16 protein-coding genes are annotated in these 14,956 nt (G+C 66.8%); 10 read left to right on the plus strand and 6 right to left on the minus strand.

Annotation, left to right across the window (positions count from 1 at the left end):
* Nucleotides 1-11: 11 nt before the first annotated feature.
* The 6 genes from kdpA to VSR34_RS20865 form a co-directional block, all read right to left on the minus strand.
* Nucleotides 12-1,826, minus strand: a complete 1,815-nt coding sequence (gene kdpA, locus VSR34_RS20840; protein ID WP_028232277.1) for a potassium-transporting ATPase subunit KdpA — start codon at nucleotides 1,824-1,826, stop codon at nucleotides 12-14.
* The gene (locus VSR34_RS20845; protein WP_342963360.1) at nucleotides 1,823-1,915 is read right to left on the minus strand and encodes a potassium-transporting ATPase subunit F; all 93 of its coding nucleotides are present in this window, start codon (nucleotides 1,913-1,915) and stop codon (nucleotides 1,823-1,825) included. Before VSR34_RS20845 ends, kdpA begins: the two co-directional genes overlap by 4 nt.
* Entirely contained in the window at nucleotides 1,912-2,034 is a 123-nt protein-coding gene (locus VSR34_RS20850) for a hypothetical protein (protein WP_028210438.1), read from the minus strand. Before VSR34_RS20850 ends, VSR34_RS20845 begins: the two co-directional genes overlap by 4 nt.
* Nucleotides 2,035-2,305: 271 nt before the next feature.
* The gene (locus tag VSR34_RS20855) at nucleotides 2,306-3,280 is read right to left on the minus strand and encodes a quinone oxidoreductase (protein WP_342963361.1); all 975 of its coding nucleotides are present in this window, start codon (nucleotides 3,278-3,280) and stop codon (nucleotides 2,306-2,308) included.
* Between the two features lie 76 nt (nucleotides 3,281-3,356).
* Nucleotides 3,357-3,746: a methylglyoxal synthase gene (locus VSR34_RS20860; protein ID WP_028210440.1), complete on the minus strand. Its 390-nt coding sequence runs from the start codon at nucleotides 3,744-3,746 to the stop codon at nucleotides 3,357-3,359.
* 86 nt (nucleotides 3,747-3,832) lie between these two features.
* Entirely contained in the window at nucleotides 3,833-4,612 is a 780-nt protein-coding gene (locus tag VSR34_RS20865; protein WP_028210441.1) for an SDR family oxidoreductase, read from the minus strand.
* A 581-nt stretch (nucleotides 4,613-5,193) separates the two neighbouring features.
* Between VSR34_RS20865 and upp the strand changes: the two genes are divergently transcribed.
* The 10 genes from upp (at nucleotide 5,194) to mnmH (ending at nucleotide 14,928) form a co-directional block, all read left to right on the plus strand.
* Nucleotides 5,194-5,844, plus strand: a complete 651-nt coding sequence (gene upp, locus VSR34_RS20870) for a uracil phosphoribosyltransferase (RefSeq protein WP_028210442.1) — start codon at nucleotides 5,194-5,196, stop codon at nucleotides 5,842-5,844.
* A 633-nt stretch (nucleotides 5,845-6,477) separates the two neighbouring features.
* Nucleotides 6,478-7,206, plus strand: coding sequence for a YebC/PmpR family DNA-binding transcriptional regulator (locus VSR34_RS20875; protein ID WP_028210443.1), 729 nt, complete (start codon nucleotides 6,478-6,480; stop codon nucleotides 7,204-7,206).
* Between the two features lie 103 nt (nucleotides 7,207-7,309).
* Entirely contained in the window at nucleotides 7,310-8,584 is a 1,275-nt protein-coding gene (gene purD, locus VSR34_RS20880; RefSeq protein WP_028232275.1) for a phosphoribosylamine--glycine ligase, read from the plus strand.
* A gap of 314 nt (nucleotides 8,585-8,898) precedes the next feature.
* The gene (gene hemF / locus VSR34_RS20885; RefSeq protein WP_342963362.1) at nucleotides 8,899-9,834 is read left to right on the plus strand and encodes an oxygen-dependent coproporphyrinogen oxidase; all 936 of its coding nucleotides are present in this window, start codon (nucleotides 8,899-8,901) and stop codon (nucleotides 9,832-9,834) included.
* Between the two features lie 4 nt (nucleotides 9,835-9,838).
* Entirely contained in the window at nucleotides 9,839-10,555 is a 717-nt protein-coding gene (locus tag VSR34_RS20890) for a nicotinate-nucleotide adenylyltransferase (RefSeq protein ID WP_342963363.1), read from the plus strand.
* 2 nt (nucleotides 10,556-10,557) lie between these two features.
* The gene (rsfS, locus tag VSR34_RS20895; protein ID WP_342963364.1) at nucleotides 10,558-11,028 is read left to right on the plus strand and encodes a ribosome silencing factor; all 471 of its coding nucleotides are present in this window, start codon (nucleotides 10,558-10,560) and stop codon (nucleotides 11,026-11,028) included.
* Between the two features lie 52 nt (nucleotides 11,029-11,080).
* A complete protein-coding gene (rlmH, locus tag VSR34_RS20900; RefSeq protein ID WP_028210448.1) occupies nucleotides 11,081-11,551 on the plus strand; it encodes a 23S rRNA (pseudouridine(1915)-N(3))-methyltransferase RlmH in 471 nt (156 codons plus the stop codon).
* Between the two features lie 138 nt (nucleotides 11,552-11,689).
* Entirely contained in the window at nucleotides 11,690-12,313 is a 624-nt protein-coding gene (locus tag VSR34_RS20905) for a Maf family protein (RefSeq protein WP_028210449.1), read from the plus strand.
* Between the two features lie 8 nt (nucleotides 12,314-12,321).
* Nucleotides 12,322-13,791 carry a ribonuclease G gene (gene rng / locus VSR34_RS20910; protein ID WP_028210450.1) on the plus strand — a complete coding sequence of 490 codons (1,470 nt, stop codon included), beginning with the start codon at nucleotides 12,322-12,324 and terminating at the stop codon, nucleotides 13,789-13,791.
* A gap of 36 nt (nucleotides 13,792-13,827) precedes the next feature.
* A complete protein-coding gene (gene mnmH, locus VSR34_RS20915; RefSeq protein WP_342963365.1) occupies nucleotides 13,828-14,928 on the plus strand; it encodes a tRNA 2-selenouridine(34) synthase MnmH in 1,101 nt (366 codons plus the stop codon).
* Nucleotides 14,929-14,956: the final 28 nt, after the last annotated feature.

Below are 14,956 nucleotides of genomic sequence, written 5' to 3' on the forward strand. Positions count from 1 at the left end.
AAGGGCCCCGTTCAATGCACGCCCATCATGATCAGATGCTCGACGCCAGGACCGAGCGCGAGCGCGGGCACGTAGGTGAGCGCGCCGACCAGCAGCACCGTGCCGAGCAGCAGCACGACGAAGAGCGGGCCATGCGTGGGCAGCGTGCCGCCCGTCACCGCAATGCGCTTCTTGCCCGCAAGCGACCCCGCGATGGCCAGCACCGGGATGATCGTGCCGAAGCGGCCGAACCACATGGCAATGGCGAGCAGCGAGTTATAGAACGGCGTGTTCACGGTGAGGCCGGCGAATGCGCTGCCGTTGTTGTTGGCGGCCGAGCTGAACGCATACAGGATCTCGGAGAAGCCGTGCGCGCCCGGATTGGCGATACCGGCCTTGCCCGCGTCGGCAAGCACCGCGATCGAGGTGCCGAGCAGCACGAGCAGCGGCGTGAGCAGCACGACGATCGAGACCATCTTCATCTCGAACGACTCGATCTTCTTGCCGACGTATTCCGGCGTGCGGCCGATCATGAGACCCGCCACGAAGACCGCGAGCAGCGCGAACACGAGCATGCCGTAGAGCCCAGAGCCTACGCCGCCGAAGATGACCTCGCCGAGCTGGATGAAGAGCAGCGGCACGAGCCCGCCGAGCGGCGTGAGCGAGTCGTGCGCCGCATTCACGGCCCCGCACGATGCCGCCGTGGTGGCGACGACGAAAATGCCCGTTTGCGCCATGCCGAAGCGCGTTTCCTTGCCTTCCATGTTGCCGCCCGCCTGCAGCGCACTGGCATGCTGATCGACATTGAGCGACGTGAACATCGGATTGCCGGCCTGCTCGGCGGAAAGCTCGAAGCCCACGGCCACGGCGAACGCGATCGTCATGACCGCCAGCACGGCGATGCCCTGCCTGCGATCCGCCACCATGTTGCCGAATACGAGACACAGGGCCGCCGGAATGAGCAGGATCGACACCATTTCGACGAAGTTCGAGAACGGCGTGGGGTTCTCGTACGGATGTGCGGAGTTCGCATTGAAGAAGCCGCCGCCGTTCGTGCCCAGCATCTTGATCGCGACCTGCGAGGCAACGGGGCCCATGGCGAGCGTTTGCGACGTGACCTTGGTGTCCACCGTCACGGGATTGCCCTTCGCGTCCTTCACGGGGTTGCCCTGGGCGTCGAGCTTCGGCGCGGCGTAGGTCGTGGTCTGCAGAACGGGCACGTCCTGATAGGCCTTGAAGTTCTGGATCATCCCCTGGCTCATCAGCAGCGCGGCGATGAGCGCCGCCATCGGCACGAGGATGTAGAGCGTCGTGCGCGTGAGGTCGACCCAGAAGTTGCCGATGGTCTGCGCCGAGTGCCGCGCAAAGCCGCGGATCAGCGCGATCACCACCACGATGCCGGTTGCCGCCGAGAGGAAGTTCTGCACGGTGAAGCCGAGCATCTGCGTGAGATAGCTCACGGTCTGCTCGGGCGTGTAGTCCTGCCAGTTGGTGTTGGTGACGAAGCTCACGGCCGTGTTGAACGCGCCGTCGACGGTCATCGCGCCGAACTGCTGCGGGTTGCCGAGGTTGGCTGGCAGCCAGCCCTGGATGCGCAGCAGCACGTAGAGAAAGCCCACGCCGAGCACGTTGAACGAGAGGGTGGCGAGCGCATAGCGCTTCCAGCTCATCTCGGCTTGCGGATCGACGCCCGCCACGCGATAAAGCAGGTTTTCGAGCGGCGCGAACAGGCGCACGACGCGCGAGCGACCATCGAGCACGCGCGTGATGTAGCCCGCGAGAGGCACGGCAAGCGCAAGCAGGACGACGATGAAGAGCCCCGTCTGCAACAGATTGCTGGTGTTCATTCGATATCCTCCGCGCGCAGGAGCGCATGGACGAGATAGACGAACAGCAGCAGCATTGCCGCCCCCGATAGCCAGAAGATCCAGGTCATGAGCGCACTCCCTTCGCGCCCTGATCGCGGCGGTACTGCATGAGCTTCTCGCAGCCCGCGATCAACGCGTAAGTGAGCGCGGCGAAAACCGCCAGCCCCCCGATATACAGCACATCCATTTCGTGTTCTCCATTCACGGATGACGGATGGCTGCAAGGTACCTGTTGCCGCATTAAATCCGGATCAAAGGTTCTGGGCTGTGTATAAAAAACGTGTAAACGACGCGCGGGCCGTGCCTGCACGAGGCCTACCGGCAGCGCAAAAGGAAAAGGCGCGCAACGGTGGTGTTGCGCGCCTTTGAGTTCGCCGTGGCGGCGTAACGTAAAAGTCGAATCGATACGCCGGCGCCGGTCTCATTGCCTATGCGGCCCGGCACCGCGTCCATTCATCTCAGGGCACCAGCACCGTCGAGCCCGTGGTCTTGCGCGCTTCGAGCGCGGCATGCGCCTCACCGACGTCCTCGAGCGCATAGCGCTGGTTGATCGACGTTTTCACCTTGCCCGAGGCAACCACTTCGAACAGTTCGGCCGCCATCGCCTCGTAGTCGGCACGCTTTGCGATATAGGTGAAGAGTGTCGGGCGCGTGAAGAACAGCGACCCGCGCCCGGCGAACTCCGACGAATCGATCCGCGGCAGCGGCCCCGACGCGTTGCCGAAGCTCACGAACATGCCCAGCGGCGCGAGACAGTCCAGCGATTTCGTGTAGGTGTCCTTGCCGATCGAGTCGTACACCACGGGCACGCCCGCGCCGTTCGTGATCTCGCGCACGCGCGCCGTGAAATCCTCGCGCGTATAGACGATGGGATGATCGCAGCCGTGCGCCTTTGCAATCGCGGCCTTCTCGTCCGAGCCCACGGTGCCGATCACGGTCGCGCCCAGCGCCTTCGCCCACTGGCACACCAGGAGGCCCACGCCGCCCGCCGCTGCCTGGATGAGGATGGTGTCGCCGGCCTTCACGCGATACGTGCGGCGCAGGAGGTACTGGGCGGTGAGACCTTGCAGCATGATCGAGGCCGCCGCTTCGTCGCTGATCGCATCGGGCAGCTTGATCACCTGGTCGGCGCGCAGCACGCGCTCCTGCGCATAGGCGCCCGGCGGACGCGCGACATAAGCCACGCGGTCGCCCACTTTCAGTGCGCTCACGCCCCGGCCCACCGCCGTCACCTCGCCGGCCGCCTCCATGCCGAGCCCCGCTGGCAGCGGCTGCGGATAGAGCCCCGTGCGAAAGTACACGTCGATGTAATTCAGGCCGCACGCGCTCTGGCGCAAGCGCACCTCGCCCTCGCCCGGCTCGCCCACGTCGACGTCCACCCACTTCATCACTTCGGGGCCACCGGTTTTTTCGTAACGGATTGCCTTGGTCATCACGTCTCCTTGGTGTCGTCCTCGCTGCGTATCTGGCAGGATATCTGGCTACATCGCTGGCTACATGGCGCGCGCCTCAGACTGCATTCTTCTGGCGCAGCGTGAGCACGTCGAGAAGCATGCGCGCCGTCGAGATGTTCGTGGCGCACGGCACGTCGTGCACGTCGCAGGCGCGCACGAGCGCGTTGATGTCGGGTTCGTGAGGCTGCGGGGTCATCGGGTCGCGCAGGAAGATCACGATATCGACGTTGCCTTCGGCCAGGCGCGCGCCGATCTGCAGGTCGCCGCCGTGCGGCCCCGAGAGCATGCGCTCCACGTTCAGGCCGGTCGCGGCCTCGATGCGCGAGCCGGTCGTGCCGGTGGCGATGATCTCGCAGTGACGCAGCGTATCGACGTATTCGACCGCCAGCTTGACGATGTCTTCCTTCTTGTGGTCGTGCGCGATCAGTGCGACTTGGGTTGGCATGGCGTCCAGCTCCTTGATGTGAGGGTTGCGTGCGTGGTGGTCCGGATGCGGCGCGAAGGGCACCGCACGGTGTTGTTCGATGTCGTTCAGTAAGTGCCCGGATACGCCCCGCCGTCTATCAGCCAGTTCTGCCCGGTGATATAGCCCGCATGAACGCTGCACAGAAATGCGCAGGCGCGGCCGAATTCCTCAGGCGTGCCGAAGCGCCCGGCCGGAATCGTCTTGATCCGACGCGCACGCGCTTCGTCTTCCGAAATATTGCTCGCCTTCGCCTGCGCGACGATGGTGGAGTGGATCCGGTCGGTATCGAACGCGCCCGGCAGCAGGCTGTTGATCGTGACACCCGTGGCCGCGACCTGGCGCGCCACGCCCGCGACGAAGCCCGTGAGGCCCGAACGCGCGCCATTGGAGAGGCCGAGCACGTCGATGGGCGCCTTCACCGAGGAGCTCGTGATGTTGACGATGCGCCCGAAGCCTCGCGCGATCATCGCGTCGATGGTGGCCTGGATCAGCGCGATCGGCGTGAGCATGTTCGCCTCGAGTGCCGCGATCCATGCTTCGTGCGTGTACTTGCGGAAGTCGCCCGGCGGCGGGCCGCCCGCATTGTTCACGAGGATGTCCGGCGACGGGCAGGCGGCGAGCGCCGCGGCGCGGCCTGCCTCGGTGGTGATGTCGCAAGCCACCGCCGTCACGTCCACGCCCGTGCTCTTGCGGATATGCGCCGCGGTCTCTTCGAGCGTCTGCGCAGTGCGCGCGACGATCGTCACATTGACGCCTTCGGCGGCGAGCGCCTCGGCGCAACCGCGCCCGAGTCCCTTGCTGGCCGCGCACACCAGCGCGGAGCGTCCTGCGATGCCCATGTCCATCGTATTCGTGTCCTTTTTACGTCGATGACCGTCATATGACAAGCGGGCGCGCGTGAGCCTGCCGCTCAGCCCATGCCGCGCCGCCCTCCAATCTTTTTGCGATTCTAGAAGAATCGGACGCGGCGCGTGGAAGCCCGGCGGCGGCCGGACGCTTCGGGTGCCGGTGGACTGTGCGCGAAACGGCCCTGCCGCACGCCATGCGCGTGCGGCAGCATGTGCGCTTTGCCGCTTGCCCGCTTGCCCGCCTGGCCGCTTGCCCGCTTGCCCGCTTGCCCGCTTGCCCGCTTGCCCGCTTGCCCGCTTGCCCGCTTGCCCGCTTGCCCGCTTGCCCGCTTGCCCGCTTGCCCGCTTACAGGTCCGCTTACCCCGCATAACGCCCCCGCTCAGTTCGGTCTTTGCTCCCGCCCAGTTCCCGTATACTTGCGCCTGTAGCGCGGCCCGGCGCCCTCGCAAGCCACGAGCGCTTGCCGCGCGCGGCGGGTCGCGCCCGCCGCAACCGCGCAACCCGGGCACGACGCTCCGGACTCGCGCGGCAGCGGCACGACCGATTCTCCGATTCCCTTGCAGCCTTACGCCCCGCCATGAAACAGGACAGCCGTTTCCCGAATCTCTTCATCCTCGATCACCCGCTGATCCAGCACAAGCTCACCCACATGCGCGACAAGGACACGTCCACGCGCACGTTCCGCGAGCTGCTGCGCGAGATCACGCTGCTGATGGGCTATGAAATCACGCGCGCGCTGCCCATGACGACGCGGCGCGTGCAAACGCCGCTCGTCGAGGTCGACGCACCCGTGATCGCGGGCAAGAAGCTCGCCATCGTGCCCGTGCTGCGCGCGGGCGTGGGCATGTCCGACGGGCTGCTCGAGCTGATCCCGTCGGCGCGCGTGGGCCACATCGGCGTATATCGCGCCGACGACCATCGGCCGGTCGAATATCTCGTGCGCCTGCCCGACCTCGAAGACCGCACCTTCATCCTGTGCGATCCGATGGTCGCCACGGGTTACTCGGCGGCGCACGCCATCGACGTGCTCAAGCGCCGCGGCGTGCCCGGCGAGCGCATCCTCTTCCTCGCGCTCGTGGCGGCGCCCGAAGGCGTGGAGGTGTTCCAGAAGGCGCATCCCGATGTGAAACTCTATGTGGCTTCGCTCGACTCGCACCTCAACGAGCACGCGTACATCATCCCGGGCCTCGGCGACGCCGGCGACCGTCTGTTCGGCACGAAGAACTAGGTCGGCGCGTCCGCGCGGGCATGCCCATGCCGGTGTGCCCACGCCGGTGTGCCCACGCCGGTATGCCCACGCCGGTATGCCCACGCCGGTATGCCCACCCCGGTATGCCCACGCCGGCATGCCCACGCCGGCATGCCCACCCCGGTATTCCCACGCCGGTACGCCAGCGCCGGTATGCCCGCGCCGGTCGTCCTTCCCCAGCCTCGATCCCGCCCCGGGCGAAGGCGGCGCGCCGCCTCATCACGCAGGCAGGCGAAGCCGGACGGTTCGGGCGTGATAAAATTGAAATCCACCTGAACGGGCGCCGTCCCGGTCGTAATCGGCGACAAGGGCGACCAGGGAAGGCAGCCGGCGAATCCAGGCGGGCGCCGGTGTCGAGCGAGACCGCGCAGGCAGCACGAGCGCCGCGCGATCGTCGCAAGCACTGGCCCGCGACGCCGCGGGCAGGCGCCATGGGGGCGCAAGCGCCATCGAGCGGCACCGCAAGGTCGGACGGGATGCTCAGGGCCGCACCGGCTCGAGCGCGGCACGTCGTTCACACGACGGCGCAGGCACGAGGCCACGCCCGGGAACACGCAACGACAACAGCACATTGCACACTGCACGCGCGCGGCGCGTGCGACGGAGAAAGGTATGGCGGGTCATTCGAAATGGGCCAACATCAAGCACAAGAAGGCTGCTGCTGACGCGAAGCGCGGCAAGGTCTGGACGCGGCTCATCAAGGAAATCCAGGTCGCGGCGCGCATGGGCGGCGGCGATGCCGACACGAACCCGCGCCTGCGTCTGGCCGTCGACAAGGCCTACGACGCCAACATGCCCAAGGACAACGTCAACCGCGCGATCCAGCGCGGCGTGGGCGGCGTGGACGGCGCGAACTACGAGGAAATCCGCTACGAAGGCTACGGTATCGGCGGCGCGGCCGTCATCGTCGACACGATGACCGACAACCGCACCCGCACCGTCGCGGAAGTGCGCCACGCGTTCTCGAAGTTCGGCGGCAACATGGGCACGGACGGCTCGGTGGCGTTCATGTTCGACCACGTCGGCCAGTTCGTGTTCGCGCCGGGCACGCCCGAAGACGCGCTCATGAACGCCGCGCTCGAAGCCGGCGCCGACGACGTCGTGACGAACGACGACGGCTCCATCGAAGTGGTCTGCCCGCCGTTCGACTTCCCGAAGGTGAAAGCCGCGCTCGAAGCCGCGGGCTTCAAGGCGGAAATGGCCGAAGTCACCATGAAGCCGCAAACCGAGGTCGAGTTCACGGGCGACGACGCCGTGAAGATGCAAAAGCTGCTCGACGCGCTCGAGAACCTGGACGACGTCCAGGAGGTGTACACCAACGCGTCGATCGCCGAGGAATAAGGCATCGGCCCGGGAGGCCCCGCTTCCCGCATGCGATTTTTCACGGCCGGCGCACTGTGCGCCGGCCGCAACTGTTTCTGGTTCTGGTCTTTCGGGGATTCACATGAAGTTACTCGTCGTCGGTTCTGGCGGCCGCGAACATGCGCTGGCGTGGAAGCTCGCGCAGGCGCCGCGCGTGCAGCTCGTCTACGTCGCACCCGGTAACGGCGGCACCGCGCAGGACGAGCGGCTCGCCAACGTCGACATCACGGACATCCACGAGCTTGCCGATTTCGCCGAGCGCGAACTAGTCGCCTTCACCGTGGTCGGCCCCGAAGCGCCGCTCGCGGCCGGCATCGTCAACGTGTTCCGCCAGCGCGGCCTGAAGGTATTCGGCCCGACGAAGGAAGCCGCGCAGCTCGAAAGCTCGAAGGACTTCGCCAAGGCGTTCATGAAGCGCCACAACATCCCGACCGCGGCCTACGAGACCTTCTCCGACGCCGCGGCCGCGCACGCCTACGTCGAGAAGAACGGCGCGCCCATCGTCATCAAGGCCGATGGCCTCGCCGCCGGCAAGGGCGTGGTCGTGGCGATGTCGCCGGAAGAAGCGCACCAGGCCATCGACATGATGCTCGCCGACAACAAGCTGGGCGACGCCGGCGCGCGCGTGGTGATCGAGGAATTCCTCGCGGGCGAGGAAGCGAGCTTCATCGTCATGGTGGATGGCAAGCACGTGCTGGCGCTCGCTTCGAGCCAGGACCACAAGCGCCTGCAGGACGGCGACCAGGGCCCGAACACGGGCGGCATGGGCGCTTACTCGCCCGCGCCCATCGTCACGCCGCAGCTGCACGCGCGCGTGATGCGCGAAATCATCCTGCCGACCGTGGCGGGCATGGAAAAGGAAGGCATCCGCTACACGGGCTTCCTTTACGCCGGCCTCATGATCGACGCGCAAGGCAACCCGAAGACGCTCGAATTCAACTGCCGCATGGGCGACCCGGAAACGCAGCCGATCATGGCGCGCCTGAAGGGCGACTTCTCGAAGGTCGTGGAGCAGGCGATCGCCGGCACGCTGAATCAGGTCGAGCTCGAATGGGACCGCCGCACCGCGCTGGGCGTCGTGCTCGCCGCGCACAACTACCCGGACACGCCGCGCAAGGGCGACCGCATCAGCGACATCCCGGCCGAGACCGCCGATTCGGTCACGTTCCATGCGGGCACGCAGATGGTGGACGGCAAGCTCGTGACCTCGGGCGGCCGCGTGCTGTGCGTGGTCGGTCTCGCCGATTCGGTGCGCAGCGCGCAGCACGTGGCTTATGAGACCGTGAACCGCATCTCGTTCGACGGCATGCAGTATCGCAACGACATCGGGTATCGCGCCGCAGGGCGTAAGCAGTAAGCGCGGTAACGCGTTCCTGGGGCCGCCATCCGTCGATGCGGTTGATGCGGCCCCAAACGACGCGGACGGCCATCCGGCTGCGCGCCGCGGCCGCACTCGCGAGCTGCTTCGTCTGGCCGCTCGCACCCGAAAGCAAGGCAACCCATCGCGAACGGACCCGCGCAGCAGCGACGTCGCACTGACGGCACGCCCTCGCGCCGACAGTGCCAGGCAACGCGCCAATCGGCGCTACACTGCCGCTGTCGGGCCGCCCCCGGGCGGCCTGTCCCCTAACCCAGATCCGGCGCCGGTGCGCCGCCGTCCCCATTGCATCGATGACCGACATCCCAAACAGCGGCTCCCCGGACAGCGCCGCCGTCCGCGCCTGGCTGACCAGCCTGCAGACGCAGATCGCCGACACCCTCGGCGCTTTCGACGGCACGCCGTTCGCGACGGACAACTGGCAGCGCGCGCCCGGCGAGAAGCTGCGCGGCGGCGGCTGCACGCGCATCATCGAAGGCGGCCAGTTCTTCGAGCGCGGGGGCATCGGCTTTTCCGACGTGTCCGGCGACGCGCTGCCGCCCTCCGCGACCGCGGCGCGCCCCGAACTCAACGGCCGCGGCTTCGAGGCGATGGGCGTCTCGCTCGTCCTGCATCCGCGCAATCCGTACTGCCCGACCGTGCACATGAACGTGCGCATGCTGCTCGCGACGAAGGCGGGCATGGCGCCGGTGTTCTGGTTCGGCGGCGGGATGGACCTCACGCCTTACTACGGCTTCGAGGAAGACGCGCAGCATTTCCACCGCGTGTGCCGCGACGCGCTCGCGCCCTATGGCGCGGACCGCTACCCGCGCTTCAAGCGCTGGTGCGACGAATATTTCTTCCTGAAGCACCGCAACGAGGCGCGCGGCGTGGGCGGTATCTTCTTCGACGATTACGCCGAAGGCGGCTTCGACGCGGCGTTCGCCATGCTCAAGAGCGTGGGCGACGGCTTCCTGAAGGCCTATCTGCCGATCATCGAAAAGCGCCGGGCGACGCCATACGGCGAAGCCGAGCGCGAATTCCAGGCGTACCGGCGCGGCCGCTACGTCGAGTTCAACCTGGTCTGGGACCGCGGCACGCATTTCGGCCTGCAAAGCGGCGGCCGCACCGAGTCGATCCTCATGTCGATGCCGCCGGGCGCCACGTGGCGCTACGACTGGCAGCCGCAACCGGGCACCCCCGAAGCGCGCCTTTATACCGACTTCCTGCCGGTGCGCGACTGGGTCTGACGCCGTGACGCAAGCTTTCACCGCCCCACCGAACGCGCTTGCACGGCGCGTCGGGCTGCTCGGCGGCACCTTCGATCCGATCCACGAGGGCCATCTCGCGCTCGCGCGCCATTTTGCGCGCGTGCTGGACCTCAACGAACTGATCCTGCTGCCCGCCGGCCAGCCGTGGCAGAAGCCAGGCGTCACCGCGGCGCGGCATCGGCTCGCCATGACGCGCGCCGCCGCCGCTTCGCTCGCGCTGCCGGGCGTGACGGTAACCGTCGACGCCGACGAAATCGAGCATGACGGCCCGACCTACACCGTGGAAACCCTGGGCCGCTGGCGCGCGAGGAACGACAGCAACGCGAGTGCCGCGCTGACGCTGCTAATGGGCGCGGATCAACTGCTGCACCTCGATTCCTGGCACGAATGGCGCGAGCTGTTCGCGCTCGCCCACGTGGCCGTGGCGAGCCGCCCGGGCTTCGACTTCGCGGCGCTGCCGCAAGCGGTCGCGCAGGAAGCCGCTGCGCGCCGCGCGAGCGCCGCCGTGCTGGCGGCAACGCCGCACGGCCACCTGCTGGTCGACGCTACGCTCGCGCTCGACGTTTCGGCGACCGCAATCCGGCGCGACCTGCCGGCCTGCGTGGCGAGCGGGCAACGTCGGGGCACGGCCGCCGACAAGGTCCCCGCGGCCGTGTGGGACTATATCCTTCAACATCATCTCTATCTGCATCACGGGTAAACATGGACATCCGCAAACTTCAACGCGCCATCGTCGACGGTCTCGAAGACGTCAAGGCACAGGACATTCGTGTCTTCAACACGAGCCATCTGACCGAGCTGTTCGACCGCGTGGTCGTTGCCAGCGGCACCTCGAACCGCCAGACCAAGGCGCTTGCCAACAGCGTGCGCGAAAAGGTCAAGGAAGCGGGCGGCGACATCGTCAGCACGGAAGGCGAGGACATCGGCGAATGGGTGCTCGTGGATTGCGGCGACGCGGTCGTCCACATCCTGCAGCCCGCGCTGCGCCAGTACTACAACCTCGAGGAAATCTGGGGCGACAAGCCGGTGCGCGTGAAGCTCGCCAACAACACGGGCTTCGTGGGCGCGCGCCCGAGCGAGCCGATGGACGACGAAGACGACGAAGTCGTGGAACACGCGCCGGTCGCGAAGAGGCCGGCCCGCAAGACGGCCGCGCGCAAGACCGCGAAGTGAGCGCGTCGACTAGCGCCCTAGCGTCCGCTCTCAAGTCTCACGCATTAGCACGATGAAACTGCATATCGTCGCCGTCGGCCACAAAATGCCGGACTGGATCGCCGAAGGCTTCGAGGAATACACGAAGCGCATGCCGCCCGAGTTGCGCATCGAACTGCGCGAGGTGAAGCCCGAGCAGCGCTCGTCGGGGCGCCCCGCCGAGAGCGTCATGGCCGCCGAGCGCACGCGCATCGAAGCCGCGCTGCCGAAGAACGCGCGCATCGTCGCGCTCGACGAACGCGGCAAGGACTGGACCACGATGCAGCTCGCCAAGGCGCTGCCGCTCTGGCAGCAGGACGGCCGCGACGTGGCGTTCCTGATCGGCGGCGCGGACGGCCTCGACCCCGAACTGAAGTCGCGCGCCGATACGCTCCTGCGCCTGTCCTCCCTCACGCTGCCGCATGCGATGGTGCGCGTACTGCTTGCCGAGCAGCTTTACCGGGCGTGGACCATCACGCAGAATCACCCCTATCATCGCGTGTGAAGAAAGCTCGCAGGGCACGCCGCGATGGAGGTTCATAGCGAGGTTCAACGCGCGCCCGAGCCGCTTTTCGTCGCGCGCCTGCGCCTTGACGGCAGGCGCGCACGTCAACCCGAAGTCCGTAACGACAAAGACGCTCCGATGCCCACCAACGCGCCCTATCCGTTCGTCTATCTCGCCTCGCAAAGCCCGCGACGCCAGGAGCTGCTGCAGCAGCTCGGCGTGCGCTTCGAACTGCTCCTGCCGCGTCCCGACGAAGACGCCGAAGCGCTCGAAGCCGCGCTGCCCGGCGAGGAAGCCTCCGTCTACGTGGAGCGCGTGTGCGCCGCGAAGGCCGACGCCGCCCGCGCGCGGCTCGTCGCCGGCGCGCACGCGCATGCGCCGATACTCACGGCCGATACGACGGTTGCGATCGACGGCCATATCCTCGGCAAGCCGCACGACGCCGCCGACGCCTACGCGATGCTCGAACGCCTCGCCGGCCGCGTGCACGAGGTCCTCACCGCCGTCGCCGTGGTGAACGCCGAAGGCGTGTGCCTCCCCATCGCGGTCTCGCGTTCGCACGTGCGCTTCGCCGCTGCGCTGCCCGCCGCGATCGCACGTTATGTCGCGAGCGGCGAGCCGTTCGGCAAGGCCGGTGCATACGGCATCCAGGGCCGCGCGGCGGAATTCGTCGAGCGAATCGACGGGTCCTATTCGGGTATCATGGGTTTGCCACTATTCGAAACGGCCGCCCTCCTGCGCGCCGCGGGCATCGACTTCTAGAACAAACCATGAATGAAGAAATCCTGATCAACGTCACGCCCCAGGAGACGCGCGTCGCATTGGTCCAGCAAGGCGCAGTACAGGAGCTTCACGTCGAGCGCACGCTTTCGCGCGGGCGCGTCGGCAACGTCTATCTCGGCAAGGTCGTGCGCGTGCTGCCGGGCATGCAGTCCGCCTTCATCGATATCGGCCTCGAGCGCGCCGCGTTCCTCCATGTGGCCGACATCTGGCATCCGCGCATTGCCGGCGAAGCGCATGCGCCCGTGCATCACCAGCCCATCGAAAAGACCGTGTTCGAAGGGCAGACGCTCATGGTGCAGGTCGTGAAGGACCCGATCGGCACGAAGGGCGCGCGGCTTTCCACGCAGGTGAGCATCGCGGGCCGCACGCTGGTCTATTTGCCGCAGGAGCCCCATATCGGCATCTCGCAGAAGATCGAGAGCGAGGCCGAGCGCGAAGCGGTGCGCGCACGCCTCACGGCCGTGCTGCCCGCCGATGAAAAAGGCGGCTATATCGTGCGCACGATCGCCGAAGACGCCACGAGCGAAGAGCTCGCCGCCGATGTGGCTTATCTGCGCAAGACGTGGGCGACGATACTCGCGCAGGCGCAGCGCGTGCCCGCCACGAGCCTGCTTTATCAAGACCTGAATCTCGCGCAGCGCGTGCTGCGCGACTTCGTGAACGACGAGACCTCGCGCATTCAGGTCGATTCGCGCGAGACGTTCCAGAAACTCACCGAGTTCGCCACCGAGTTCACGCCCGCCGTGCTGGCGAAGCTGCACCACTACACGGGCGAGCGGCCGCTCTTCGACCTCTACAACATCGAGGCCGAAATCCAGCGCGCGCTCTCGCGGCGCGTGGACCTCAAGTCGGGCGGCTACCTCGTGATCGACCAGACCGAGGCGATGACGACCATCGACGTGAACACGGGCGGCTACGTGGGCGCGCGCAACTTCGACGACACGATCTTCAAGACGAACCTCGAAGCGGCGCATACGATCGCGCGACAACTGCGTCTGCGCAACCTGGGCGGCGTGATCATCATCGACTTCATCGACATGGAGAACGTCGAGCATCGCGATCAGGTGCTCGGCGAACTCAAGAAAGCGCTCTCGCGCGACCGCACGCGCGTGACCGTGAACGGCTTCTCGCAGCTGGGCCTCGTGGAGATGACGCGCAAGCGCACGCGCGAATCGCTGGCGCACGTGTTGTGCGAGCCCTGCCCGACGTGTCTCGGCAAGGGGCAGGTGAAGACCCCGCGCACCGTCTGCTATGACGTGCTGCGCGAGATCCTGCGCGAGTCGCGGCAATTCAACCCGCGCGAGTTTCGCGTGGTGGCTTCGCAGCAGGTCATCGACCTGTTTCTCGAAGAGGAATCGCAGCACCTCGCCATGTTGATCGACTTCATCGGCAAGCCGGTTTCGCTGCAGGTGGAATCGAATTTGAGTCAGGAGCAGTACGACATCGTGCTCATGTAGCGCGATATCCCGTAGCGCATCACCGGAGCATCGCAGTTGGATCACCAGCGCGTCACCATCGAACACATCGGCGAATTCGACGAGATCGTCGACGTGCGAACGCCGCTCGAATTTGCCGAGGACCATATTCCCGGTGCGATCAACGCGCCCGTGCTCAGCAACGAGGAGCGTGTGATCGTCGGCACGATGTACAAGGACTCGCCCTTCGAGGCGACGCGCGTGGGTGCTGCGATGGTGGCGCGCAACATCGCCGCCCATCTCGACACGCTCTTCGCCGACCGTCCGCGCAACTGGCGTCCGCTCATCTATTGCTGGCGCGGCGGGAAGCGTTCGGGCTCGATGACGGCGTGGTTCAACATGATCGGCTGGCGCGCGCGTCAGCTCGATGGCGGCTACAAGACTTACCGGCACACAGTCGTGGAAGCGCTCGGCACGCTGCCGGGTGCGTTTCGCTATATCGTGCTCGCCGGGCCGACAGGGAGCGGCAAGACACGCCTCTTGAAGGCGCTCGGCAACGCTGGCGCACAGATGCTCGATCTCGAAGCGCTCGCCGCGCATCGGGGTTCCTTGCTGGGCGCATTGCCAACGCGCGCGCAGCCATCTCAGAAGTCGTTCGATACGGCGCTCGTGCAGACGCTGCGCGGCTTCGATGCCACGCAGCCCGTGTTCGTCGAGGCGGAGAGCCGGCGCATCGGCGTCATCACGCTGCCGCCCGCGCTCGTGGAACGCCTTCATGGCGCGCCCTGTGTCGTCCTCGATGTCGCGCGCGACGAACGAATCGCGTTGCTGCTCGAGGAGTACGGACATTTATTCGGCGAGCGCGGGTATTTTCGCGAGCAACTGCAAAAGCTCACTCCGCTGCACGGGCGCGAGCGCATCGACTCGTGGTGCAAGCTGCTCGACGAGGATCGGCGCGCTACGCTTTACGAGACGCTCGTGGCCGAGCACTACGATCCCGCCTACACCCGCAGCACACGGCGTAATTTCGCGAAGCTCGAAAAATCGCTGCACTTCGCGTTCCGGCCAATGGCGGGCGATACGCTCGCGCAAGCCTGCACGCTGCTCGCGCAATTGCAGCAAGAGTCGTATGCAGGTGAAGCGGTGGGCAGCGAAGCCGAAGTGCCTCGCGCCATCTGACGCCTTCCGTTCGCCTCCTCTCACGCAG

The organism is Paraburkholderia sp. JHI2823, from assembly GCF_038900695.1.
Classification (GTDB): Bacteria; Pseudomonadota; Gammaproteobacteria; order Burkholderiales; family Burkholderiaceae; genus Paraburkholderia; species Paraburkholderia mimosarum.

What these genes read in the sequence shown, in the direction of transcription:
- kdpA (WP_028232277.1), bottom strand. Translation starts at nt 1,826, where the DNA reads ATGAACACCAGCAATCTGTTGCAGACGGGGCTCTTCATCGTCGTCCTG.
- VSR34_RS20845 (WP_342963360.1), bottom strand. Translation starts at nt 1,915, where the DNA reads ATGACCTGGATCTTCTGGCTATCGGGGGCGGCAATGCTGCTGCTGTTC.
- VSR34_RS20850 (WP_028210438.1), bottom strand. Translation starts at nt 2,034, where the DNA reads ATGGATGTGCTGTATATCGGGGGGCTGGCGGTTTTCGCCGCGCTCACT.
- VSR34_RS20855 (WP_342963361.1), bottom strand. Translation starts at nt 3,280, where the DNA reads ATGACCAAGGCAATCCGTTACGAAAAAACCGGTGGCCCCGAAGTGATG.
- VSR34_RS20860 (WP_028210440.1), bottom strand. Translation starts at nt 3,746, where the DNA reads ATGCCAACCCAAGTCGCACTGATCGCGCACGACCACAAGAAGGAAGAC.
- VSR34_RS20865 (WP_028210441.1), bottom strand. Translation starts at nt 4,612, where the DNA reads ATGGACATGGGCATCGCAGGACGCTCCGCGCTGGTGTGCGCGGCCAGC.
- upp (WP_028210442.1), top strand. Translation starts at nt 5,194, where the DNA reads ATGAAACAGGACAGCCGTTTCCCGAATCTCTTCATCCTCGATCACCCG.
- VSR34_RS20875 (WP_028210443.1), top strand. Translation starts at nt 6,478, where the DNA reads ATGGCGGGTCATTCGAAATGGGCCAACATCAAGCACAAGAAGGCTGCT.
- purD (WP_028232275.1), top strand. Translation starts at nt 7,310, where the DNA reads ATGAAGTTACTCGTCGTCGGTTCTGGCGGCCGCGAACATGCGCTGGCG.
- hemF (WP_342963362.1), top strand. Translation starts at nt 8,899, where the DNA reads ATGACCGACATCCCAAACAGCGGCTCCCCGGACAGCGCCGCCGTCCGC.
- rsfS (WP_342963364.1), top strand. Translation starts at nt 10,558, where the DNA reads ATGGACATCCGCAAACTTCAACGCGCCATCGTCGACGGTCTCGAAGAC.
- rlmH (WP_028210448.1), top strand. Translation starts at nt 11,081, where the DNA reads ATGAAACTGCATATCGTCGCCGTCGGCCACAAAATGCCGGACTGGATC.
- VSR34_RS20905 (WP_028210449.1), top strand. Translation starts at nt 11,690, where the DNA reads ATGCCCACCAACGCGCCCTATCCGTTCGTCTATCTCGCCTCGCAAAGC.
- rng (WP_028210450.1), top strand. Translation starts at nt 12,322, where the DNA reads ATGAATGAAGAAATCCTGATCAACGTCACGCCCCAGGAGACGCGCGTC.